This window comes from Ideonella sp., assembly GCF_036277275.1.
Classification (GTDB): Bacteria; Pseudomonadota; Gammaproteobacteria; order Burkholderiales; family Burkholderiaceae_C; genus Ideonella.
Map to the genome: position 1 here is coordinate 71433 of NZ_DASUNH010000137.1, position 23224 is coordinate 94656.

Annotated in this window: 22 protein-coding genes; 21 read left to right on the top strand and 1 reads right to left on the bottom strand. The window is 68.3% G+C overall.

Annotated features, from left to right (window positions below; genetic code table 11):
- The first annotated feature begins 19 nt into the window (after positions 1-19).
- The 8 genes from VFY73_RS23795 (at position 20) to VFY73_RS23830 (ending at position 10014) form a co-directional block, all read left to right on the top strand.
- Complete coding sequence (locus VFY73_RS23795) at positions 20-769, top strand: GntR family transcriptional regulator (protein WP_329723496.1); 750 nt, start codon at positions 20-22, stop codon at positions 767-769.
- Positions 759-2090: a malonyl-CoA decarboxylase domain-containing protein gene (locus VFY73_RS23800; RefSeq protein ID WP_329723498.1), complete on the top strand. Its 1332-nt coding sequence runs from the start codon at positions 759-761 to the stop codon at positions 2088-2090. Before VFY73_RS23795 ends, VFY73_RS23800 begins: the two co-directional genes overlap by 11 nt.
- 27 nt (positions 2091-2117) lie before the next feature.
- On the top strand, positions 2118-3110 hold the full coding sequence (locus VFY73_RS23805) for a Bug family tripartite tricarboxylate transporter substrate binding protein (protein ID WP_414654518.1): 993 nt from the start codon (positions 2118-2120) through the stop codon (positions 3108-3110).
- Positions 3110-3934 carry an enoyl-CoA hydratase/isomerase family protein gene (locus tag VFY73_RS23810; RefSeq protein ID WP_329723500.1) on the top strand — a complete coding sequence of 275 codons (825 nt, stop codon included), beginning with the start codon at positions 3110-3112 and terminating at the stop codon, positions 3932-3934. The genes VFY73_RS23805 and VFY73_RS23810 overlap by 1 nt, the downstream gene beginning before the upstream one ends.
- Positions 3931-5463, top strand: coding sequence for a malonyl-CoA synthase (locus VFY73_RS23815; protein WP_329723502.1), 1533 nt, complete (start codon positions 3931-3933; stop codon positions 5461-5463). The genes VFY73_RS23810 and VFY73_RS23815 overlap by 4 nt, the downstream gene beginning before the upstream one ends.
- A gap of 106 nt (positions 5464-5569) precedes the next feature.
- Positions 5570-7339, top strand: a complete 1770-nt coding sequence (locus VFY73_RS23820) for a M14 family metallopeptidase (protein WP_329723504.1) — start codon at positions 5570-5572, stop codon at positions 7337-7339.
- 186 nt (positions 7340-7525) lie between these two features.
- Positions 7526-9295, top strand: a complete 1770-nt coding sequence (locus VFY73_RS23825; RefSeq protein ID WP_329723506.1) for a M14 family metallopeptidase — start codon at positions 7526-7528, stop codon at positions 9293-9295.
- A gap of 29 nt (positions 9296-9324) precedes the next feature.
- Positions 9325-10014, top strand: coding sequence for a hypothetical protein (locus tag VFY73_RS23830; protein WP_329723508.1), 690 nt, complete (start codon positions 9325-9327; stop codon positions 10012-10014).
- 95 nt (positions 10015-10109) lie between these two features.
- Here VFY73_RS23830 and VFY73_RS23835 read toward each other — a convergent pair whose 3' ends face one another.
- Positions 10110-10709 (bottom strand): hypothetical protein, encoded by a 600-nt coding sequence (locus VFY73_RS23835; RefSeq protein ID WP_329723510.1) that lies wholly within the window; start codon positions 10707-10709, stop codon positions 10110-10112.
- Between the two features lie 61 nt (positions 10710-10770).
- Between VFY73_RS23835 and gspG the strand changes: the two genes are divergently transcribed.
- From gspG to VFY73_RS23900, 13 genes are all read left to right on the top strand, one after another.
- Positions 10771-11220, top strand: coding sequence for a type II secretion system major pseudopilin GspG (gene gspG, locus VFY73_RS23840; RefSeq protein WP_329723512.1), 450 nt, complete (start codon positions 10771-10773; stop codon positions 11218-11220).
- 16 nt (positions 11221-11236) lie between these two features.
- Positions 11237-11695 carry a prepilin-type N-terminal cleavage/methylation domain-containing protein gene (locus tag VFY73_RS23845; RefSeq protein ID WP_329723514.1) on the top strand — a complete coding sequence of 153 codons (459 nt, stop codon included), beginning with the start codon at positions 11237-11239 and terminating at the stop codon, positions 11693-11695.
- 115 nt (positions 11696-11810) lie between these two features.
- Positions 11811-12173 (top strand): type II secretion system minor pseudopilin GspI, encoded by a 363-nt coding sequence (gspI, locus tag VFY73_RS23850; RefSeq protein WP_329723516.1) that lies wholly within the window; start codon positions 11811-11813, stop codon positions 12171-12173.
- Between the two features lie 2 nt (positions 12174-12175).
- Complete coding sequence (locus VFY73_RS23855; RefSeq protein ID WP_329723518.1) at positions 12176-12838, top strand: prepilin-type N-terminal cleavage/methylation domain-containing protein; 663 nt, start codon at positions 12176-12178, stop codon at positions 12836-12838.
- Positions 12835-13815 (top strand): type II secretion system minor pseudopilin GspK, encoded by a 981-nt coding sequence (gspK, locus tag VFY73_RS23860; RefSeq protein ID WP_329723520.1) that lies wholly within the window; start codon positions 12835-12837, stop codon positions 13813-13815. The genes VFY73_RS23855 and gspK overlap by 4 nt, the downstream gene beginning before the upstream one ends.
- A gap of 104 nt (positions 13816-13919) precedes the next feature.
- Entirely contained in the window at positions 13920-15449 is a 1530-nt protein-coding gene (gene gspL / locus VFY73_RS23865; protein ID WP_329723522.1) for a type II secretion system protein GspL, read from the top strand.
- A gap of 7 nt (positions 15450-15456) precedes the next feature.
- Complete coding sequence (gspM, locus tag VFY73_RS23870; protein ID WP_329723524.1) at positions 15457-15936, top strand: type II secretion system protein GspM; 480 nt, start codon at positions 15457-15459, stop codon at positions 15934-15936.
- Between the two features lie 16 nt (positions 15937-15952).
- Positions 15953-16858 carry a type II secretion system protein N gene (gene gspN, locus VFY73_RS23875; RefSeq protein WP_329723526.1) on the top strand — a complete coding sequence of 302 codons (906 nt, stop codon included), beginning with the start codon at positions 15953-15955 and terminating at the stop codon, positions 16856-16858.
- A gap of 29 nt (positions 16859-16887) precedes the next feature.
- Positions 16888-19143: a type II secretion system secretin GspD gene (gene gspD / locus VFY73_RS23880; RefSeq protein WP_329723530.1), complete on the top strand. Its 2256-nt coding sequence runs from the start codon at positions 16888-16890 to the stop codon at positions 19141-19143.
- Positions 19144-19165: 22 nt separating this feature from the next.
- Positions 19166-20587 carry a type II secretion system ATPase GspE gene (gspE, locus tag VFY73_RS23885; protein ID WP_329723532.1) on the top strand — a complete coding sequence of 474 codons (1422 nt, stop codon included), beginning with the start codon at positions 19166-19168 and terminating at the stop codon, positions 20585-20587.
- 22 nt (positions 20588-20609) lie between these two features.
- The gene (gspF, locus tag VFY73_RS23890; RefSeq protein WP_329723533.1) at positions 20610-21842 is read left to right on the top strand and encodes a type II secretion system inner membrane protein GspF; all 1233 of its coding nucleotides are present in this window, start codon (positions 20610-20612) and stop codon (positions 21840-21842) included.
- A gap of 311 nt (positions 21843-22153) precedes the next feature.
- Entirely contained in the window at positions 22154-22603 is a 450-nt protein-coding gene (locus VFY73_RS23895; protein ID WP_329723535.1) for a DUF2846 domain-containing protein, read from the top strand.
- 148 nt (positions 22604-22751) lie between these two features.
- Positions 22752-23186, top strand: coding sequence for a DUF3224 domain-containing protein (locus tag VFY73_RS23900; protein ID WP_329723537.1), 435 nt, complete (start codon positions 22752-22754; stop codon positions 23184-23186).
- Positions 23187-23224 lie beyond the last annotated feature (38 nt).

Here is a 23224-nt window from a genome sequence, read left to right on the forward strand (position 1 = left end):
CAGGATTACGATTGTTCGCATGGTCACTTCCTCGGCCACCTTGTCGGCGACACCAGTCCGTGGCACCTCGCTCCATGACGAAGTGGCCGCTCGCATTCGATCCATGGTATTCGAGCGCCAATTGGCGCCGGGTGAGTGGATCGACGAAAAGGCGCTGGCGACCGGCTGGCAGATCAGCCGCACGCCGCTGCGCGAGGCGCTGAAGGTGCTGGCGGCCGAAGGGCTGGTCGAGCTGGTGCCGCAACGCGGCTGCCGGGTGGTCGAGCTGAGCGACGACGACGCTGACCAGCTGTTCCCGGTGATGGCGCTGCTGGAAGGCCGCTGTGCGTTCGAGGCCACACGCAACGCCACCCCTGCAGACCGCGCCACGCTGCGCCGCTTGCACGACGAACTCGAGCGCCACGCCGCAGCGCAAGACCGCGATGGCTACTACCGCGCCAACCACGAGTTCCACACCTTGGTGCAACGGCTGGCGCACAACCGCTGGCTCGATCGCTCGACCGGCGACCTGCGCCAGTTCCTGCGCCTGATGCGCGGCCGCCAGCTGAAGCTGCCGGGCCGCATCGACGCATCGCTCAATGAACACCGGGTGCTGATCGACGCCATGCTGTCCGGCGACGCGGCGCGCGCCGAGCGCACGATGCACGACCACCTGATGGCCCAGTTGGCGGCGCTGAAAGCCGTTCGCGCGCTGGAGCGCGAGACCGCACCCCACAACGATCCGCAAGCCGACCCACGATCCGCCGGAGGCCTCGACGATGCTGGTTGACAGCCTGCGCGAAGCCGCGCGCCGCCGCGTCGCCGAGCAAGACCTGCGAACGCTGGCCGCCGAATGCGAGCACCTGCTGTCGCAGCGCGGCGAAGCCAGCAGCACCCAGATCGCACGCCAGATCGTCGAGCGGCTGCAAGACCTGCTGGCCGAACCCGGCCGCAAGGACGGCACCCGCAGCGCCGCGCTGGACCGCTTCTTCTCCCATCTGGCCGACCACTTCAGCCCCGAGCCGATGGCGGTGCTGGCCAGTGCGCAGGCCTACGCGGCCGAACCCGACGCCGCACACCTGATCGCGCTGATCGAACAGGCCGAGCCCCGTCGCCAGGAGCTGTTTCGCCGCATCAACCGCGCGCCGGGCGGCACGGCCGCGCTGATCGGGTTGCGCCGCGCGCTGCTGGAGCGCCTGCCGAAGAAGCCCGAATGGCGCGCGCTGGAGGCCGATCTGCTGCACCTGCTGTCGAGCTGGTTCAACCCGGGCTTTCTCGAAATGCGACAGGTCAGCTGGCGTTCGCCGGCGCAGCTGCTGGAACAGATCATCCGCCACGAGGCCGTGCACGAGATCGACGGCTGGGACGACCTGCGCCGCCGCCTGCTGCCTGATCGGCGCTGCTTCGCGTTCTTCCACCCGCAGCTGCCCGAGGAGCCGTTGATCTTCGTCGAGGTCGCGCTGCTGCCCGAGATGGCCGCTGCGATCCCGCCGCTGATCGACAAGAAGGCCCAACCGCTGTCGCCGGAGAACTTCAAGGTTGCGGTGTTCTACAGCATCAGCAACTGCCAGCCAGGCCTGCGCGGGGTGTCGCTCGGCAACTTCCTGATCAAGCGCGTGGCCGAGGAGCTGAAGGCCGAGCTGCCGCAGCTGAAGACCTTCTGCACGTTGTCGCCCATTCCCGGTTTTATGGCCTGGTTGCTGGCCACGCCCGACGCTCTGGCGCCGTCGGGTATGAAGCCCGCAGTGGCCCAGCGGACGGCGCAGGCGCGAGAAGTGCTGCGCCAAGCCTGCAACGGCGACCTGGCCAGTCTGGCCCAGCACGCGACGCTGTCCAGACCCGCGCAACAGGCGCTGCTGCAGCTGGCCGCGCTGTACCTGGTGCACCAGTCACCCCAACCCGGCGGAGACCCGGTGGCACGTTTCCACCTCGACAACGGCGCCAGGCTGGAGCGCTTGAACCTGCAGGGCAACCCCTCGGCCAAAGGCCTGAAGCAGTCGGCCGGGTTGATGGTCAACTATCTCTACGACCTGGCGAACATCGACGCTTGCCACGACCGCTTCGTGCACGGCGAGGTGGCGCATTCACGCGCCGTTTCGCGGCTGCTCTGAGCAAAAAACCACTGACGGAGACATGCGATGACGACCCCCTCCTCTCGCCGCCTGGCCCTGCTCGCGTTCGCCGCCGCAGCGTCAGCCATGGCCTCACCGCAAGCGATGGCGCAGGCCAGCGGCTGGCCTACCAAGCCGGTGACACTCATCGTGCCCTTCCCCGCCGGCGGCGGCACTGACGCATTCGCACGTCCGCTGACGGCCGTGATGACCAAACAGACCGGCAAGCAGTTCATCATCGACAACAAGGGCGGGGCTGGCGGCACCGTGGGCGCCACCTTGGCCTCGAAAGCCTCGCCGGACGGCTACACCTTCTTCATGGGCGCGGTGCACCACACGATCGCGCCGGCGATGTACCGCAAGCTCGACTACCAGCTGGAGGCCGACTTCATACCGGTGGGTCTGATCTCCAGCGTGCCGCAGGTCATCGTCGTCAACCCGCAGCGGGTGCCGGTCCATGACCTGAAGGGCCTGCTCGAGCACGTTCGCGCCAACCCCGGCAAGCTGAACTACGGCTCGGCCGGCAACGGTACCTCGCACCACCTGGCCGGCGAGCTGTTCAAGCTGCAGACCAACACCTTCATCACCCACATTCCCTACCGTGGGGCCGGCCCGGCGCTGCAAGACCTGGTGGCCGGCCAGGTCGACCTGATGTTCGACGGCCTGGGCTCCAGCGCTGCTCACATCAAGAACGGCCGCATCAAGGCGCTGGCCGTGGCGTCGGACAAGCGCGTCCCGGGCTTCCCCGACGTACCGACCAGTGCCGAGGGCGGCGTGCCGACCTACCAGGTGGCGACCTGGTATGGCCTGTGGGCCCCCAAGGGCACGCCAAAGGAGATCATCGCGGCGATGCAGGCTGAAATGAAGAAGGCCTTCGCGACGGACGAGATCAAGTCGGCCTGGACCGGCCTGGGCACCAGCGTGCCAAACCTGTGGGGCGACGACTTCGGCAAGTTCGTCGCCAGCGAAACCAGGCGCTGGGCCGATGTCGTCAAGTCCTCTGGAGCCAAGCTCGACTGATGGCTGGCCACGTCGTCCTGCTGACGGCAGACGGGCACGGTATTGCACGTCTGCAGTTCTCGCACCCGGGCAAGCTCAACGCCTTGTCGGTGCAGATGTGGCGCGATCTGCGTGCGCTGGTGGAGGAACTGAATGCCCTGCCGGCGGCGCAAGGCCCGCGGGTCATCATCGTGCAAGGCGACGGCGGCAGCTTCGTCGCCGGCGCCGACATCGAGGAGTTCCCCGACTTCCGCTTCGATACCGACACGCTGGCCCACTACCACGAAGAGGTCGTCGCGCCGGCGCTGAACGCGCTGCTCGACTGTGAACGGCCCCTGGTCGCGCAGATCGAAGGCGCCTGCGTCGGCGGCGGGCTGGAGATCGCGGCCTGCTGCGACATCCGCCTGTGCGGCGAATCGAGCCGCTTCGGCGTGCCGATCGCCAAGCTCGGCTTCCCGATGGCGCCGCTGGAGATCGAGATCGTCGCCCGTGTGATCGGCGAAACGTGCCTGCGCGAATTGCTGCTGGAAGCGCGCGTGCTGAATGCGACCGAAGCACACCAGCGCGGCCTGGTGACGCGGGTCGTGCCGGACGCGCAGGTCGCGGCCGAAGCACGGCGCAGCGCCGAGGCGATGGCGGTGTTGTCGCCACAGGCATTGCGCTTGAACAAACGGGCGTTGCGCCAATTCGGTCGTGCCCATGGCAGCAGCGCGGACGAGCGCGCGCCGCATTACGCTTACGCCCCTTCTGCCGAGCATCGCGAAGGCCTGGCCGCCTTCAACGAAAAGCGACCGGCGCGCTTTGGCAGCGCCACGCCGCCCGACACCGACGAGCCCAGCCCATGAATCTTTTCACCGCCCTGCGCGAGGCCTTTCCGGCCGATCTCGATGGCTGCGCGATCGAGCCGGTCGACGGGCCCGACACCACGCACGTCTACACCTGGCGCGACCTCGATCGCGCCAGTGCGCGCATCGCCAACCTGCTGGAGTCGCTCGCGCTGCCGCCGGCCAGCCGCGTCGCGGTGCAGGTGGAAAAAAGCGTCGAGGCGCTGCTGCTGTACCTCGGTGTGTTGCGCGCCGGCCATGTGTTCCTGCCGCTGAACACGGCCTACCAGGCGGCCGAGATCGAGTACTTCATCGACAACGCGCAGCCCGCGGTGTTCGTCTGTGCCGGCAAGCATTTCACCTGGATCAGCCGTCTCGCCTTCAAGGCCGGCACCACGCACGTCTTCACGCTGAACGACGACCGCAGCGGCACGCTGCTGGAGCGCGCGACTTTTCATCCCGACAGCCACACCCCGGCGACGAAGAGCGCCGACGACCTGGCGGCAATCCTCTACACCAGCGGCACCACCGGCCGCAGCAAGGGCGCGATGCTGACGCACGGCAACCTGCTGTCCAACGCCCAGGTGCTACAGCGCTACTGGGGGTGGCAGCCAGGCGACGTGCTGATCCATGCACTGCCGATCTTCCATGTGCACGGCCTGTTCGTTGCATCGCACGGCGCGCTGTTGAACGGCAGCAAGATGCTGTGGCTCGGCAAGTTCGACCCGAAGGAGGTGCTGGCCCGCCTGCCCGAAGCGACCGTGTTCATGGGCGTGCCGACGCTGTACGTGCGCCTGCTCGGCGAAGCCGGGCTGACGCGGGCGGCCTGCAAGAACATGCGCCTGTTCATCAGCGGCTCGGCGCCCTTGCTGATCGAGACCTTCAACGACTGGCGCGAACGCACCGGCCACACGATCCTCGAGCGCTACGGCATGAGCGAGACGGTGATGTTGACCTCGAACCCGTATCGCCCCGAAGACGGCGAGCGGCGCGGCGGCACCGTCGGCTTCCCGCTGCCCGGCGTCGGCCTGCGGGTGCGCGACGACCAGGGCCGCGCGCTGCCGCCCGGCGAGGTCGGCGGCATCGAGGTCAAGGGGCCGAACGTCTTCGCCGGCTACTGGCGCATGCCTGAGAAGACCAAGGAAGAGTTCACCGCCGACGGCTGGTTCAAGACCGGTGATGTCGGCAAGGTCGACCCCGATGGCTACGTGACCATCGTCGGACGCAGCAAAGACCTGATCATCACAGGCGGCTACAACGTCTACCCGGCCGAGGTGGAAGGCTTTCTGAACGAGCTGCCCGGCGTGGCCGAAAGCGCGGTGATCGGGGCGCCGCACCCCGATTTCGGAGAAGGGGTATTGGCGGTGGTGGTGGCGCGCGCGGGCGCACAAGTGCAGGGCGCCGAATTGATCGCGGCACTGAAGGGCCGCATCGCCGGCTTCAAGGTCCCGAAGCAGGTGTTCGTGGTCAACGAGCTGCCACGTAACACGATGGGAAAAGTGCAAAAGAATCTTCTGCGTGAGCAACACAAGGGCCACTTCAACGCTTGACGAATGTTGACGAGGGGCGTGTGCCGGCCGGCGGGGGGCGTCACACAATCGCCCGCTCGATGCAGCGCCATACCGGCGTTCGCCGCACAAACGTCAAGGAGACCCCGTGAAGCGACTTCCCCTCGCCGCCGCCTTGTCGGTCGCATTCGCCACCGCCGGCCTGGCCACCAACGCCGCCGCCCAGCCGGTCTCCAGCGCGCACGACGCCGCCGAGACGGACCAGCTGTTGCAGCAGGAAGAGCGCGTCGACAACTTCTACCGCGCGTACTTTCCCGACCTCGACACCGGCCACAAGGCCGCGATCACCTTCCACGGCCAGCTGCTCGAATCCAACTGGAAGGGCGGCTACCTGGTGCTGCAGCTCGACGAGCAAGACATCGTCAAGCTGAAAGCCTTCAAGTTCCGCGTCGTCAAGGACCAGGCGTTCATCGCCAAGCACGACGCGATGGTCAAGCGGCTGCGCGCCGCCGGCTCGCCGAACATCCTTGGCGCCTCCGGCGCACGACTGGCGGCCCGGAGCCTGGAAAGCGGCGAGTCGATCCCGAACTATCCCTGCTACGAAACGGTGGAGGAAACCTTTGCCGCCGCCAAGGGCTTCACCACCACCTACCCCAAGCTCGCGGCCTGGACACCGGTTGGCAAGAGCTGGGAGAAAGACCAGGGCCTGGGCGGCTACGACATGGCCGTGCTGAAGCTGACCAACAAGAACACCACCGGCCCGAACGGTGAGCCCAAGCCCAAGCTGTTCGTCAACTCCGGCCTGCATGCGCGCGAGTACGCCACCGCGCCGCTGATGCTGGCGTTCGCCAGGCAGTTGCTGACCGGCTATGGCAAGGACGCCGACTCGACCTGGATCCTCGACCACCACGAGGTCCACCTGATGCTGCAGACCAACCCCGACGGCCGCAAGAAGGCCGAGGGTGGCCTGCTGTGGCGCAAGAACACCAACCGCGACTACTGCGGCGCGAACAGCAACAGCCGCGGCGCGGACCTGAACCGCAACTTCACCTACACCTGGAACATCACCCACGGCCAGGGTTCCAGCGGCAACCCCTGCGCCGAAACCTACCGCGGGCCCTCACCCCACAGCGAGCCCGAAACCCAGGCGGTCGAAGACTACGCGCGCAGCATCTGGGCCGACCGCCGCGGGCCGAACCAGAACGACCCTGCACCCGCCGACACCAGCGGCATCCACCTCGACGTCCACAGCTACAGCGAGCTGGTGCTGTGGCCCTGGGGCCATGTCAAGCAGGTGGCGCCGAACGGCGTGGCGATGCAGACGCTGGGCCGCAAGCTCGCCTGGTTCAACGGCTACACGCCCGAGCAGGGCATCGGCTTGTACCCGACCGACGGCACCTCCGACGATGTCACCTACGGCGAACTCGGCGTCGCGGCGATGACCTTCGAGATCGGTACCTCGTTCTTCCAGAGCTGCTCCAGCTACGAGAGCACGATCAAGCCGAAGAACCTGCCGGCGCTGGTGTACATGGCCAAGGTGCTGCGCACGCCGTACCTGACGCCCGCCGGCCCGGACGTGACCAAGCTCAGACTCAGCACCAACGGCGTGCCGGCCGGCACCCCGGTCACGCTGACAGCCACGGCCACCGACACCCGCTTCAACAACAGCAAGGGCACCGAGCCGACGCAGAACATCGCCGGCGTCGAGGCCTACATCGACGTGCCGCCGTGGATGCCTGGCGCCACGCCGCTGGTGCTGGGGCCGAAGGACGGCTCGTTCAACAGCAAGACCGAGGTCGCCAGCACGACGCTGTCGACCACCGGCCTCAGCCAAGGCAAGCACCTGGTCTTCGTGCGCGGCAAAGACGCGGCGGGCAACCTGGGTGCTGTCAGCGCCGTCTTCCTGAAAATCAAGTGACCTCGGGCGGGCCACCCAACGGTGGCCCGCCTGCCCCGTCGTCACCCACCGGTGATGAAAGTTGAAGAAGTCGACCCCCTAGAACCGAAGGGGGCGCGGGTGGCGGCTCAGGGGGGAGCCCCACACAATCGTTCGCGCGGCGGCGCCATACCGGAGCCAGCCGTCACAAAGCCACAGGAGACCCCCGTGAAGCGATTCCCCCTTGCCGCCGCCCTGTCGGTGGCCTTTGCGTCCGCAGGCCTGGCCACGAGCGCAACCGCGCATCAAACGCCCAGCGCCCATGACGCCGTCGAAATGGACCAATTGCTGGCGCAAGAACAAAGCGTCAGCAACTTCTACCGCGCCTATTTCCCCGATGCCGCGACCGGCCGCAAGGCCGCCATCTCCTTCCACGGCCAGTTGCTGGAGTCGAACTGGAAGGCCGGCTACCTGGTCATGCAGCTCGAAGCCGAAGACATCGAGAAGCTGAAGGCTTTCAAGTTCCGCGTCGTCAAGGACGAAGCCTTCGCCGCCAAGCACGCCGAAATGGTCACGCGCCTGCGCGCAGCCGGCGCACCGAACATCTTCGGCGCCTCGGCTGCCAAGCGGGCCGCCGAGGGCCAGGAAGGCGTCGAGTCGATCCCGGGCTACCCCTGCTACGAGACCGTCGAAGAGACCTTCGCCGCAGCCCAGGGCTTCACCACCACCTACCCGAAGCTGGCCACCTGGCACGACGTGGGCGACAGCTGGCAGAAGACGCAAGGCAGCGGCGGCTACGACATGGGCGTGCTGAGGCTGACCAACAAGAAGACCACCGGCCCGAACGGCGAGCCCAAGCCCAAGCTGTTCGTCAACTCGGCGATCCATGCTCGCGAGTACACGACCGCCCCGCTGATGCTGGCCTTCGCCAAGCAGCTGCTGACCGGCTACGGCAAGAACGCCGACGCGACCTGGATCCTCGATCACCACGAAGTGCATCTGCTGCTGCACGCCAACCCCGATGGCCGCAAGAAGGCCGAAGGCGGGCTGCTGTGGCGCAAGAACACCAACACGGCCTATTGCGGCGCAAACAGCAACAGCCGCGGTGCGGACCTGAACCGCAACTTCAGCTACAGCTGGAACATCACCAACGGTCAAGGCTCGAGCGGCAACCCGTGCGCCGAGACCTACCGCGGCCCGTCGAAGGCGTCCGAGCCGGAAACGGACACCGTCGAAGACTACGTGCGCAGCATCTTCCCGGATCGCCGCGGCCCGAACCACGACGACGCGGCCCCGGCCGACACCCCGGGCATCCACCTGGACATCCACAGCTACAGCGAGCTGGTGCTGTGGCCGTACGGCTTCCGCAACCAGGCGGCCCCGAACGGCACCGCGTTGCAGACGCTGGGCCGCCGGTTCGCCTACTTCAACGGCTACACGCCCGAGCAGTCGATCGGCCTGTACCCGACGGATGGCACGTCTGACTCGATCAGCTACGGCGAGCGGGGCGTGGCTGCGTACACCTTCGAGTTGGGCACCTCGTTCTTCCAGAGCTGCTCGGCCTACGACAGCACGATCAAGCCGGACAACCTGAATGCGCTGATGTATGCCGCCCGCGTGGTGCGCACGCCCTACATCACGCCGGCCGGTCCGGACGCGCTGCAGGTCAAGCTCAGCACCAACGGCGTTCCCGCCGGCACCCCGGTGACGGTGACCGCGACGATCGACGACACGCGCTTCAACAACAGCAACGGCACCGAGCCGACGCAGAACATTGCCAGTGCCGAAGTCTTCGTCGACACGCCGCCGTGGATGCCGGGCGCGACGCCGCAGACCATGAGCGCGGCCGACGGCTCGTTCAACAGCAAGAGCGAGAAGGTCACCCTGACACTGTCGACCACCGGCATGAGCCTGGGCAAGCATTTCGTCTGGGTGCGTGGCGTGGATGCCGCAGGCAACAAGGGTCCGGTCAGCGCGGTGTTCCTGAAGATCAAGTAAATCGCCCGGCTGCACCACAATGCAGGTCCATGAGGGCCTGCAAGCAGCTTGTTGGCAATTCGAAGGCGGCGTGGCTCGCATGCGGGCTCGCCGCCTTTTTCGTTGGCGCTGCGCAAGAGGCCGGCGCGGTGGGGCTGGAAGACATTCAGCACTGCGGCGCCGACGCAGCCTGCCTGGGCCAGCTCGAAGCCCATGGATTGCGCGACAGCGCGGGCGCGGCCAGGCGCGAAGGCCCGCAGCTGACGCTGCAGTTCGGCCTGCAGCCGGCAGCGCGCTTCGTCGACCAGCCCCCGCTGATCCACACCTACCTGGGCCGGCTCGACGGCATCCTGCTGCACGTGGTCCGTGCCGCCACGCCGACGCAGTTGCCGGCCTACTGGCTGGTCGGCGAAAGCGGCCAGTCGCCGCTGCGGGTCGAAGCCCTGCCCTCGCCAGCACCGGGCGGCCGGCACTTCGTCATCGCCAGCGGCAACGTGTTGGCGCTTTACCAGCGCTCGGGGCCGCGTTGGTCGTTGCAGTACCGCTTCGAAGCCGCGCCCGGCCTGAGCTGGGCGGTCAAGAGCTGGCGCGACGACGCAGCCGCGGTGCGGCTCGAATGGGTGTGGCCCGAAGCGCCTTCGGCCTGCGCCGGCCAAGCCGCGCAAGGCGGGCTGCAGCTGCGCGACGGCCCGTTCGGCTGGGATTTGGTGCCGCCGGCGCCACGGCGGTGCGGGCCGTGAGAAAAATTGAAAAAGCCCTCACGCCGGGTGGCGCGAGGGCTTTCGAGGTCTTGCCTGCCCATCTCTGCCGAGCTGGGTCAGGCCGCGGGCGACGCTCATTCCTCTTCTTCGTCTTCGTCTTCGTCTTCCTGTTGCGGCGGCGCATTGCGCTGGATCGGCTGAGCCGCCGGCTGATGCTGGATCGGAGCCTGGCCCGGGACGCCGGACGGCATCATCGGCACCGGCCGGCTCAACTGGTTCAGCACCTGGTGCGGCGGCGCGGCGATCGGCGTCGGCTCCGGCAACGTCAGCTCCGTGGTGGCCGGGCCGCCCCGCGGCCCCAGCTGCACTGAACGCTGGTTGACGGCCAGCAGCACCGTGTCACCCTCGATCACGCTGCCCGTGCGCCAGGCCTTCGGCGGCTCGTCACCAACGGCGATCAGCGCCACGCCCTGAGGCGAGTGGCCTGCGCCGCGCGGCGCCACCACGCCCAGCAGATGGAAACGGTCGCTGGTCGCGGCCGGCTCGTCCTCGTCGACCTCCTTGACGGACGTGCCGAGCAATTTGCGCAACTCGCCCCCCATCGCCAATGACGGTGTCGGGATCTGGGTTCCCGGCGGCAAGCCGGTGCGTGAGGCAAAAACCTTCAGCGCCCAGAAAACGGCGCTGGCGAGGACCAACGCCCACACGGCCAGTGTTAACAATCGCGATGCCATGCGACGATTATGATTCATGCCACTTATTGCACAGAAGGCCTTTGCAGGCCATCTCCCCATCATGAGCGTCACGCACCGCATTGCTACTTCCGCCCGCCGCGGCGCCCAAGCCGGCTTCACCCTGATCGAAATCATGGTCGTGGTCGTGATCATCGGCGTGCTGGGCGCGCTGATCGTGCCGGGTGTGCTGGAAAACGCCGAGAAGGCCAAGGCCACCGCCGCCCGCGCCGACGTGGGCAACATCATGCAGGCGCTGAAGCTTTACAAGCTCGACAACAACCGCTTCCCCACCGCCGAACAAGGCTTGATGGCGCTGGTTCAGAAGCCGACGGTCGGCACCATTCCGCCAAACTGGCGCGTCTACATCGAGAAGCTGCCCAACGACCCGTGGGGCAATGCTTACCAATACGCCAACCCCGGCGTCAAGGGCGACATTGATGTCTTCAGCTACGGCGCCGATGGCCAGCCGGGCGGCGAAGGGACCAACGCCGACATCGGCTCCTGGCAATAGACCGGCCGCTTTCTTGATGCGGCATCGCCCGAAGCGTGCGCTGGCGCGCGGCTTCACCCTGCTCGAACTGCTGGTCGTCGTGATGATCATCGGGATCGCGGTCGGCATGGCCACGCTCGCGCTGCGCGACGCCGATGCAAACCGGCTCGAAGAAGAAGGCGCCCGCTTGGCGGCGCTGTTCGAGGGCGCGCGAGCCCGGGCCCGTGCCGAGGGCACTGAGGTGCTGTGGCAACCCAAGCGGGAGCTCGGCAGCGGCTTCAGCTTCACCGGCCTGCCGCCCGACTCCGGCATCCCGACGCATTGGCTGGACGAGCGCACCCGCGGCGAGGTCATCGGTGCCCCGGTGCTGCGACTGGGCCCCGAGCCGGTGATCGGCGCCCAGCGTGTCGTGTTGCGCATCGAAGACCGGCAACTGGTACTCGCGACCGATGGCCTGGGGCCCTTCGTCGTGGTCGTTCCGGAAGAGCAGCCATGAGCCGCCGGGCCGTTCCCAAGGCGAATTCCGAAGTGCGCCAGCACGGAGGTTGTCCGATGAGCCGCTGGGCCGCTCCCAAGGCGAATGGCGCAGCGCTGCGCGCAAAGGCTGCCGAATGACTCGCAACAGCCGCGGCTTCACGCTGGTCGAGGTGCTGGTCGCGGTGGCCATCGTCGCCATTGCGCTGGCCGCCGGCAGCCGTGCCGCCGGTACCCTGCTCGACAACTCCCAGCGCCTGTCCGACGTGACGCTGGCCCAGTGGTGCGCCGACAACCGCCTGGTCGGCATGAAGCTCGCGAAGCAGTTCCCCGATGTCGGCACCAGCAGCTTCGAGTGCGTCGAAGTGGGCCAGACCTACAACGTGACGATGGTCGTGCGGCCGTCGTTCAACCCGAACTTCCGCGTGGTGGACACCAACGTGCAGGACAGCCGCGGGCAATCATTGACGCACCTGTCGGTCATCCTGCCGCGCTATTGACCATGCACCCGCGCTTGCGTTCGTCCACCCACACCGAGACTGGCTTCACGCTGGTCGAGGTGATGGTCGCGCTGCTGATCATGGCGGTCCTGACGACGATGGCCTGGCAAGGCATCGACGGGCTGATGCGTGCCCGCGATGGTGCGCAGCGCAGCGGTGAAGCCGCGCTGCGGCTGGGCACCGTGATGTCGCAATGGGAGCAAGACCTGTCGCAGGTCCAGCAGAGCAACGCCGCACCGGGCCTGAGGTTCGACGGCGCCTCGCTGCGCCTGACGCGACGCGGGCCCGGTGGCATCCAGCTGGTCGTCTGGACGCTGCAGGGCGGTAACTGGTACCGCTGGGCCGCCCCGCCGGTGACCCGCATCCAGGACCTGCAGGAATGGTGGATCCGCAGCCAGCAGTGGTCAACGATCCAGGGCGACGCGCTGAAGATGCTGGAGCAGGTCGAGAGCCAGCAGATCTATTTCTTCCGCGGCAACAGCTGGAGCAATGCGCAGTCGACCGGCGACATCGAAGAGGCACCGCCGCCGCAGCCTCCCGCCAGCGGTGTCCAACCGCCACAGATCGGCGGCGAGAACGAGGCCCTGCCCACCGGGGTGCGGCTGGTGCTGAAGCTGCCCAACGGGCTGCTGACGCGTGACCTGATGGTGAGGCCTTCGCAGTGACGCCGCGCGCACCCTCGCGCCAACGCGGCGCCGCCCTGCTGCTCGCGATGCTGATCGTGACATTGGTGGCCACGCTGGCCGCCGGCATGGTGTGGCAGCAGTGGAAAGGCATCGAGGTCGAGGCTGCCGAGCGGGCGCGCGCGCAAGCCACATGGCTGATCGAAGGCGCGACCGACTTCTCGCGCCTGATCCTGCGCACCGACGCGCAGGACCGCGAGCACCCGAACATCGACACGCTGAACGAGCCCTGGAACACGCCGCTGAAGGATGTCAAGCTGTCGGACTTCCTGGCAGCCGACAAGAACAACACCGAAGACACCGGCCTCGAAGCCTTCCTGTCGGGCCAGATCACCGACGCCCAGTCGCGCTACAACCTGAAGAACCTGATCACCGACGAGGACGCCGACGCCGCGAAGGAGCTGGCCAAACTCAGGCGGCTGTGCGAAGCGCTGGGCATTCCGCCCGAGACCGCCAATCGCATCGCCGACGGCATGAAGGGCGCGGACCTGGCGGAGGACCAGCTGGACGACGAAGAAGCCGTGTCGCCCGGCGCGCCGCTGCCGCCGCAGCGCGTGCAGCAGCTGACCTGGTTCGGCCTGGACGCCGACGCGGTGCGGCGCCTCGCACCGTACGTGATCATCCTGCCCGGCGAAACCAACGTGAACCTGCTGACCGCCCCGCCCGAGGTGCTGGTGGCGGTGCTCGACGGCCTCGATCGCGGCAGCGCGGAACGCTTTGCGCAGAAGCGCCTGTCGGTCGATGTGCGCACGCTGAACGATCTCAAGCCCTTGCTGCCCGAGAAGGTCCACGCCCAGTTGAACGACGGTGAGGCCAACCATATCGGCATCAACTCGAACAGCTTCGAGATCCTGGGCGAGCTGCGCTACGAGAACTTCTCGCTGCGCGAACTGACGCTGGTGACGCGGCGCGGCCAGGAGGTCGTCGTGTTGCGGCGGGAAAGGCTCCCCCATGAATGACAATCGCCAGCCCGAGGGGTGCCCTGCGCGCCACGCCACAATAGCGCTCCCATGCGCAGCGGCCCTTGCCCTGCATCGTGTGAACCGGTCCTGAACACGCATCCATGTCGACCCTGATCGTTGCCTTGCCCGTGCCGCCCCGGCTGTCGTCCCAGGGGGCGGCGGGTGCCGCGTTCGCGCCGGCCGAATACGACTATGTGTTCAGCGCCGACAGCGGGCCGCGTCTGCAGGCCAGCCGCTCCGCGCCGGCGCAGTTGCCCAAGGCCCAGTCGGTGGTGGCGGTGGTGCCATCCAACGGCGTCGGCTGGCATCGCGTCACGCTGCCGAAGGCGCCGCCGGCCAAGCTGCGCGCTGCGCTGTCCAGCGTGCTGGAAGACGTGCTGCTCGAAGACGACAGCGAGCTGCACCTCGCGCTGGCGCCGCATGCCAAAGCCGGCGACTCGGTCTGGGTGGCCGCGTTGAGCAAGCCCTGGTTGAAGGCCCAGCTCGAGGCGATCGAAGCCAGCGGCCTGACTGTCGAACGCGTGGTGCCGGCCTGGGTGCCGGACGACGCGCCGGCGGGCCACTTCTTCCGCGGCGAGCCGCTGGCCGACGGCAGCGACCCCGGCACCCAGCTGGCCTGGCGCGACAGCCAAGGCCCGCTGTGCTTGCCGGCGGCCAGCGAAGCGACACGCACCTTCATCGCCCGCATCGGTGGCGACCTGCCGGTGCGCTGGACGTCCGAGCCCGAGTGTGCGGCCGACGCAGTGCGCCTGGCCGGCGGCAACGTGGCCGCCCTGTCGAACAGCGAGTTCCTGTTTGCCGCGTCGCGCAGCGAATGGAACCTGCGCCAGTTCGACCTGGCCCCGCAGCGGCGCGGCAGCCGCGCCGCGAAGGAATTGCTGCAACAGTTGTGGACCTCGCCGACCTGGCGCCCGGCGCGCTATGGCGTGGCCGTGCTGCTGCTGTTGAACCTCGTCGGCGTCAACGTCTGGGCCTGGCAACAGCGCCAGGCGGTCACGAAGCAGAAGGCGGCGATGACCGCGCTGCTGCAAACCACCTTTCCGCAAGTGCGCGCGATCGTCGACGCGCCGGCGCAGATGCAAAAGGAAATCGACCTGCTGCGCGCCTCGGCCGGCAAGCCCGGCGAGGCCGACCTGGAGCCATTGATGTACGCGGCCGAGGCCGCCTGGCCCCCGTCGCGCGCACCGGCCGACGGCCTGAAGTACGAGCCCGGCCGCCTGAGCATCACCAGCGCCGGCTGGAGCCCGCAAGAAGTCGAAGGTTTCCGCTCGCGACTGCGTCCGCTCGGCTACGAGGCCGAGTCGGTGCCGGGCCGGCTGACGCTGACCCGGGCCAAGGTCATCGACCTCGGGCCGGAGCCGGCGTTGGCCCCGACGCGGGCAGGCCCGACCGCCCCCGCGGCCACGCCGGCACCGAACCAGGGCCCCGGCGGCGCGACGGCTTCGCCACCGCCGCCGCGGATGGCGCCCCCAGGTACCGGTGCGCAGCCCGTCCAACGCGGCCTGCCCCCCGGTCTGCCGGCGGGCCCGCAGGGCAGCATGCCGCCGCGCGCCGGCGCCCCGTTGCCCGAGCAGCCGCAACGCATGCCGACCCAATCGCCCACCGGCGTGAACAACAACGTTGACAGGTGAGCCCGCGATGAACGCACAACAAGAACTTCGCCAGCGCTGGGCCCGCATGACGGCGCGCGAACGCGCGTTGGTCGGCGCCGGCATCGGTGCCATCGCGCTGCTGCTGCTTTGGTACGTGGGTCTGTACTCGGCCTGGACGACCTGGAAGACCGTGCCGGCGCAAAAGCGTGCCCTCGAGCTCGACTGGATGCAAATGCAGCGCCTGGCCAACGAGGCGCGTGACCTGAAGACCCAACCACCGGTCAACGCGGCTCAAGCGGCCGAAGCGCTCAAGTCGGCGACCGACCGGCTCGGCGCCAATGGCAAGCTCAGCCAGATCGGCGACCGCGCCACCTTGAACGTCACCGGCGTCTCGCCGGAAGCGCTGCGAACCTGGCTGGCCGAGGTGCGCAGCGGCGCGCGCGCGCGGCCGGTCGACATGCAGGTCAACCGGGCCGAAGGCGGTCTGTCCGGCCAGGTGGTGGTCACCCTGGCCGCCACCTCCTGAGCGGCAAGCGACGCCCATGGCCAAGTCCCCCACCCGCACCGGTTGGAGCCTGTCCACTTTCGACGACAGCATCTTGCTGGGGATGCGGCGTGCACGCAGCGGCCTGCAGGCGGCGGCCAATTCGCCCCATCTCGGCCGCTGGGCCGTGGCCGGCGCGGTGCTGGGTGGCCTGTACGCGCTCATCGCCTATGCGCCGGCCGCCTGGCTGGCCGACAACGTGGCCAGCGCCACCAACGGACGCCTGCTGCTGGCCGAAGCCGAGGGCAGCCTCTGGCGGGGCAGCGCCCTGCCGGTGCTGACCGGCGGCGCCGGCAGCAAGGACGCCGCAGTGCTGCCCTCCCGGCTCGACTGGTCACTGTCACCGTTCTTCGGTGGTCTGCGGCTGAAGCTGTCGCAGGGCTGCTGCATTGAGCCGGGGCTGGAGCTGGAATGGCGCCCGGGCTGGGGCAAGATGACTGTCGCCGTCAAGCCCGCGGCCAATGGCGTGGGCCACTGGCCGGCCGCCTGGCTCGAAGGCCTGGGCGCCCCCTGGAACACCTTGCGCCCGGGCGGCCAGCTGCGCCTGGCCACGCAGGGCCTGACGCTCGAGTCGCGCGGCGGCACCTGGCAGGTCCGTGGCCACGCCGACCTGGACTGGCTGCAGGCCTCGTCGCGCCTGTCCACGCTCGATGCGCTGGGCAGCTACCGCATCGGCCTCAGCGGCGGCGCAGAAGGCGCCAGCGGCGCGGCGGCCCGCCCGTCGATCACGCTGCGCACACTGGAAGGCGCGCTGCAGCTCAACGGCAGCGGCCAATTCGGCGAGCGCGGCCTCAAATTCAATGGCGACGCGCGCGCCGCGCCGGGCTTCGAGCCGGCACTGAACAACTTGCTGAACATCATCGGACGCCGCAACGGCGCGTCGTCCGTCATTTCGATCGGGTGATCATGACCTTGCACCACCGCCTCCACCCCATGAAGAACCCGCTCGCTCGCCCAGCCGCAGCATGGCGTGGCCGTTGGGCCCCGCTGGCCCTGGCGGCCCTGATGGCCGTCACGCCCGTCGTCCATGGCCAGTCGAACGAATCCGACGATCCTCCGATGCCCAAGACGCGCGCCAAGGCCCCGGTGACGCTGAACTTCATCAACGCCGAGATCGAAGCCGTCTCGAAGGCGATCGGCGCAATGCTGGACCGCCAGATCGTCGTCGACCCGCGGGTCAAGGGCCAGATCACCGTCACCAGCGAGAAGGCGCAGCCGCCGCAAGAGGCCTGGCGCAGCTACCTGGCCGCGCTGCGCGGCATGGGCTTCACGGTGGTCGAGAACGCCGGGCTGCTGAAGGTCGTGCCGGAAGCCGAGGCCAAGCTGCAGGCCGGTACCGTGTCGATCGGCGCGCCGACGCTGCGCGGCGACCAGATCCTGACGCAGATCTTCCGCCTCAACCACGAGAACCCGAACAGCCTGGTGGCCGTGCTGCGGCCGCTGATCAGCGCCAACAACACGATCAATGCGAACCCGGCCAACGGCACGCTGATCATCACCGACTACGCCGACAACCTGCAGCGCCTGGCCAAGATCATCGCCGCGCTGGACCAGCCGGCGGCGTCCGAGATCGAGGTCATTCCGGTGCATCACGCGCTGGCGGCCGACCTGGCCCCGTTGCTGCAGAAGCTGGCCGAAGGCGGCGGCGGCGCCAACATCCCCGGCGGCGCCAACACCCAGGCGGCCGCGACCTCGATCATGGTCGAGCCGCGCAGCAATGCGCTGATCGTCCGCACCGCCAACCCGGTGCGCATGAATGCCGTCAAGTCGCTGATCGAGAAGCTCGACAAGCCGATTCCGGGCGGTGGCCCGGCTGGCAACATCTGGGTCGTCTACCTGAAGAACGCCGATGCGGTGAAGCTGGCCGAAGTGCTGCGCGCCGCGATTGCCAGTGGCACGGCGTCGACCAGCGGCGCCAGCAGCTCGGGCAGCAGCTTCAGCTCGGGCGCTGGCGTGTCGCGCCCAAGCCCGAACGTGGCCGCCAACACCAGCCCGGCCGGCAACACCGGCGGCACCTCGTCGGGCATGAGCGCCGCGTCGACCACGCCGGTGGCCGCGTCGGCCAGCCCGTCGACCGGCGGTCAGATCCAGGCCGACCCGGCGACCAACTCGCTGATCATCTCGGCGCCCGAGCCGGTGTACCGCCAGATGCGCCAGGTCATCGACCAGCTCGACACCCGCCGCGCGCAGGTCTATGTCGAGACGCTGATCGTCAAGGTCGATGCCGAAAAAGCGGCCGAGTTCGGCTTCCAGTGGCAAAGCCTGCTCGGCAACGCCAGCACCGACGCCAATGTCGTCGGCGTGGCCGGCACCAACTTCGGCTCCGTCGGCAACATCGTCGACCTGTCGTTGTCGGGCGCCACCTCCGGCACCAGCACCGGCACCACCAGCAACCCGAGCGCGCTGCTCGGCAACGGCCTGAACATCGGTGTGTTCCGCAAGATCGCCGGTTTCTACACCCTCGGCGCGCTGGCTCGCTTCCTCGAGACCAACACCGGCGCCAACGTGCTGTCGACGCCGAACCTCGTGGCGCTGGACAACGAGGAAGCCAAGATCGTGATCGGCTCGAACGTGCCGTTCACCACCGGCTCGTTCACCAACACCGGTACCGGCAATGGCGCGGTCAACCCGTTCCAGACGATCGAGCGCAAGGACGTCGGCATCACGCTGCGCATCAAGAGCCAGATCGGCGAAGGCGGCACCGTGCGCATGACGGTGTTCCAGGAAAACAGCTCGCTGCGCGCTGGCGGCCAGCAAATCACCGACAAGAGCTCGATCGAAACCACCGTGGTCGTCGACGACGGCAGCATGATGGTGCTGGGCGGCCTGCTGAAAGACGAGTACGGCGACAGCGACAACGCGGTGCCGGTGCTGGGCAGCATTCCCGTCATCGGCAACCTGTTCAAGAACGAAGCCCGCAAGCGCACGAAGAGCAACCTGATGCTGTTCCTGCGCCCGGTCGTGATCCGCTCGCCGCAGCAAGCCGAGCAGATGATGGTCGACCGCTACGACGCGATTCGCGCGGTGCAGCAGAACATCCAGCGCGACCCGACAACCCTGGTGCCGGTGGACGGCAACCTCGTGCTGCCGGAGCGCAAGGCCGGCAAGCTGCCGGACCAGCAGGTCGTCGTGCCGCCGACCCCGGCCTCAGCGCCGGCCACCGTGCCCGCGCCGACGCCCGGCCAATAAGCCGCCAGGAAAGAGGCACCCCATGGGCCAACGCCACCCGCTGCCTTACGCCTTCGCGAAGGCGAACACCCTGCTGCTGGAGGACGACGGTCGCCAGCTCGTGCTGCGCCTGGCCGACTCGACCCCGCGCAGCGCGCTGACCGAAGTGCTGCGCCGCTATGCGGTCGACCGCATGGAGTCCGAGGCCACCGACACGCTGGACAAGCGCCTGGCCGAGGCCTATGCCGGCGGCGAGGCCAGCGCCGCGGCGGTCGTCGGTGAAGTCGAAAGCGCCGTCGACCTGTCGCGCATGATGCAGGAGCTGCCGGCGGTCGAAGACCTGCTCGAAGCCGCCAACGATGCGCCGATCATCCGCATGCTCAACGCGCTGTTGACGCAAGCCGCGAAAGACGGCGCGAGCGACATCCACATCGAGCCGTACGAACGCAGCTCGTCGGTGCGCTTTCGCGTCGACGGTACGCTGCGCCAGGTGGTGCAGCCGAACAAGGCGCTGCACGCCGCGCTGATCTCGCGCCTGAAGATCATGGCCGAGCTGGACATCGCCGAGAAGCGCTTGCCGCAAGACGGCCGCATCTCGCTGCGCATCGGCGGCCGGGCGATCGACGTGCGGGTCTCCACCCTGCCCTCGGCCCACGGCGAACGCGCCGTGCTGCGTCTGCTGGACAAAACCGAAGCCAAGTTCAGCCTCGAAAGTTTGGGCATGAGCGGCGACGTGCTGACCGCGTTCAACCGGCAGGTGCAGCAGCCGCACGGCATCGTGCTGGTCACCGGCCCGACCGGGTCGGGCAAGACGACCACGCTGTACGCGGCAATGACCCGCCTGGACACCGCCACCACCAACGTGCTGACGGTCGAGAACCCGGTCGAGTACGAGCTGCCCGGCATCGGCCAGACCCAGGTCAACGCGGCAATCGACCTGACCTTCGCGACCGCACTGCGCGCGATCCTGCGCCAGGATCCGGACGTGATCATGATCGGCGAGATCCGCGATTTCGAAACCGCCCAGATCGCGATCCAGGCCTCGCTGACCGGTCACCTGGTGCTGGCCACGCTGCACACCAACGACGCACTGAGCGCCGTCACCCGCTTGACCGACATGGGCGTCGAGCCGTTCCTGCTCAGCTCCAGCCTGCTGGGTGTGCTGGCCCAGCGCTTGGTGCGCAAGCTCTGCCCGGTCTGCAAGAAGCAGGACGAGCGTGGCCGCTGGCACCCGGTCGGCTGCCCCGAGTGCGCGAACACCGGCTACAAGGGCCGCACGGGCGTCTACGAGCTGATGGTGGTGGACGACAAGATCCGTGCGCTGATCCACAACCGCGCGGCCGAGAGCCAGCTCTACGTGGCCGCCGAGGCCGCGGGCTTTCGCACCATGCGCGATGACGGCCAACGCCTGATCGACTCCGGCATCACCTCGCAAGAAGAAGTGCTGCGCGTGACCCGCGAATGACCCGACCCGCCGGTAACCCCCGATGACCGCCTTCAAGTTCGAAGCCCTCGACGCCGCCGGCAAGACGACGACCGGCATCGTCGAGGCCGACAACGCCAAGGGTGCGCGGGCCCAGGTCCGCGCCAAAGACCTGGTGCCGCTGGCGGTGACGCCAGTGGGCGTGGCCAACGAAGGTGGCAACGCCGGCATCGGCAGTGGCCGCAGTCGCCTTGGCCGGCGCGCCTTCAGCGCCAGCGGACTGACCGTGTGGACGCGCCAGCTGGCCGGCCTGGTCGGCTCCGGGCTGCCGCTCGAGCGTGCCTTGACGGCGTTGGCCGACGAGGCCGAAGAACCGCGCCAGCGCGAGCTGCTCGCCCACCTGCGCAGCGAGGTCAATGCCGGCAGCTCGTTCGCCCGCGCGTTGTCGTCCAGCCCGCGCGAGTTCGACGACGTCTACCGTGCGGTGGTCGCGGCCGGCGAGGCCAGCGGCGCCCTCGGCGGTGTGCTGGAGAAACTGGCCGACGATCTGGAAGACCGCCAGGCGCTGAAAGCCAAGGTACTGGGTGCGATGCTGTACCCGGCCATCGTCTCGCTGATCGCGATCGTCATCGTCACCTTCCTGGTCACCTACGTGGTGCCGCAGGTGGCCTCGGTCTTCACCAGCACCAAGCGCGCATTGCCGACGCTGACGGTGATCATGCTGGCCATCAGCGCCTTCGTGCGCCAGTACGGCTGGATCGTCGTCGTGCTGCTGATCGCCGGCGTGGCGATGCTCAGCTTCTCGCTGCGCAACGAAGCCTTCCGCGAGCGCTTCGACGCCGCCACGCTGCGGCTGCCGCTGTTCGGCCGACTGGCCCGCGGCTACAACGCCGCGCGCTTCGCCGGCACGCTGGCCATGTTGGCCGGCGCCGGGGTGCCGATCCTGAAGGCCTTGCAGGCGGCGGCCGAAACACTGGGCAACCGCGCGATGCGCGCCGACGCGATGGCGGCGCTCGTGCAGGTGCGCGAGGGCGCACCGCTGGCCTCGGCGATGGCGGCCAAGAAACGCTTCCCGGGCTTGCTCGCCATGTTCGCGCGCCTGGGTGAACAGACCGGCAAGCTGCCGGTGATGCTGGACCGCGCTGCCCGCCAGCTCGGCGGCGAGGTGCAGCGCCGCGCCCTCGCCGTGGCCACGATTCTGGAGCCGCTGCTGATCGTTGCCATGGGCGTCGTGGTGATGCTGATCGTGCTGTCGGTGCTGCTGCCGATCATCCAACTCAACACCTGGGTCAAGTAGGCCCCCACGGCCCCTCGGGGGCCTTCCCCCCGACGGGGGCTCACGCAGCGGACCGGCCGCGCCGGATCCGCGCACGCCGCTTGAAGGTGAGCGGCGCTGCGCGCACTCAGGGGTTTGCGCTGTGCCATGCCGATTCGCGAAGAGGGGCTGTTCACTGACAACGCGAAGACGCCGTCGTATCCTGCCCGTCGGCGGGAGCGGGAGCCCTGCCCCTTGCCAGTCTTGGTGGGCAGCGTTGGGTGCAACACGTGTGCTTCGAGTCTGGCGGGGACGTCACGAGAACTTCCAATCGTCCACCTGAAGGAGATCTCATGAGAATCATCGTCGCCCTGGGCAAGGCTGTCGTTATTTCCGCTTTTGCGTTTCTCGCTGGCTGTGCCAGCGTCAACAAGGCACCGGCGGAGGCCGACACTGCCGCCAAGACTTTCCAGCCGAAGGCGGGTGTCGCACAGGTCTATGTCTACCGCAATGAAACCATGGGCGCGGCGCTGTCGATGCCCGTCACGGTCGATGGCAAGTTGGCTGGAAATACCGGTCCCAAGTCGTACTTCAAGTTCGACCTGGCGCCGGGCAAGCACCGCATCACCTCACAAGGAGACGGCTCCGTGCTGGACCTCGACACCGAAGGGGGCAAGCTGTACTTCGTTTGGCAAGAGGTGAAGATGGGCATGATGTCGGGCGGATCGAAGCTGCAACTGGTCGACGCGGAACAGGGCAAGAAGGGTGTCTCCGAGTGCTCGTTGATACAAGCCAGTCCTTGAATTGAGCGACTCCGCCCCAGGCAGGGCCGCGGGTGACAGGGCTCGCTGAGGGTCGCCGCGGTGGGCCCTTCTTTCGTGGATGGACAACGCCACGGGCTTGATGTCGAATGCGGGCCCGCAACGTTTCAAGCCACGACCGGAGATGCCCTTGCCACCAGACCAGACGCCCTCCTCGCAGACTCGCCTTGCCAGCGGCCACTTCGAAGTGAAGATGGAGCCGCAGCCAGCCGGGCCGGAAACCGCCGCAGTCGAAGGCAGCGGCACGCAGTTGGGCCGGATGTTGCTGCACAAGCGTTTCGATGGTGATTTGCAGGGCACGGGCGAGGGCCAGATGCTGACCGCAGTGAGCGACACACCGGGTTCGGCCGGATACGTGGCGATCGAGCGCTTCGTCGGCACGCTGCATGGGCGCACGGGCAGTTTCGTGTTCCAGCACAGCGGTCAGATGGACCGCGGCGCGCAGCAGTTGGCGATCAGTGTCGTGCCGGGGTCCGGCAGCGGTGAGTTGGCGGGGCTGGCCGGGCGTTTCGTGCTGCGGATCGAGAACGGCCAGCACCTGTACGACTTCGACTACACGCTCTGACCCCGTGCTTGGGGCCGGCCCGCGGACGAGCGCGACCG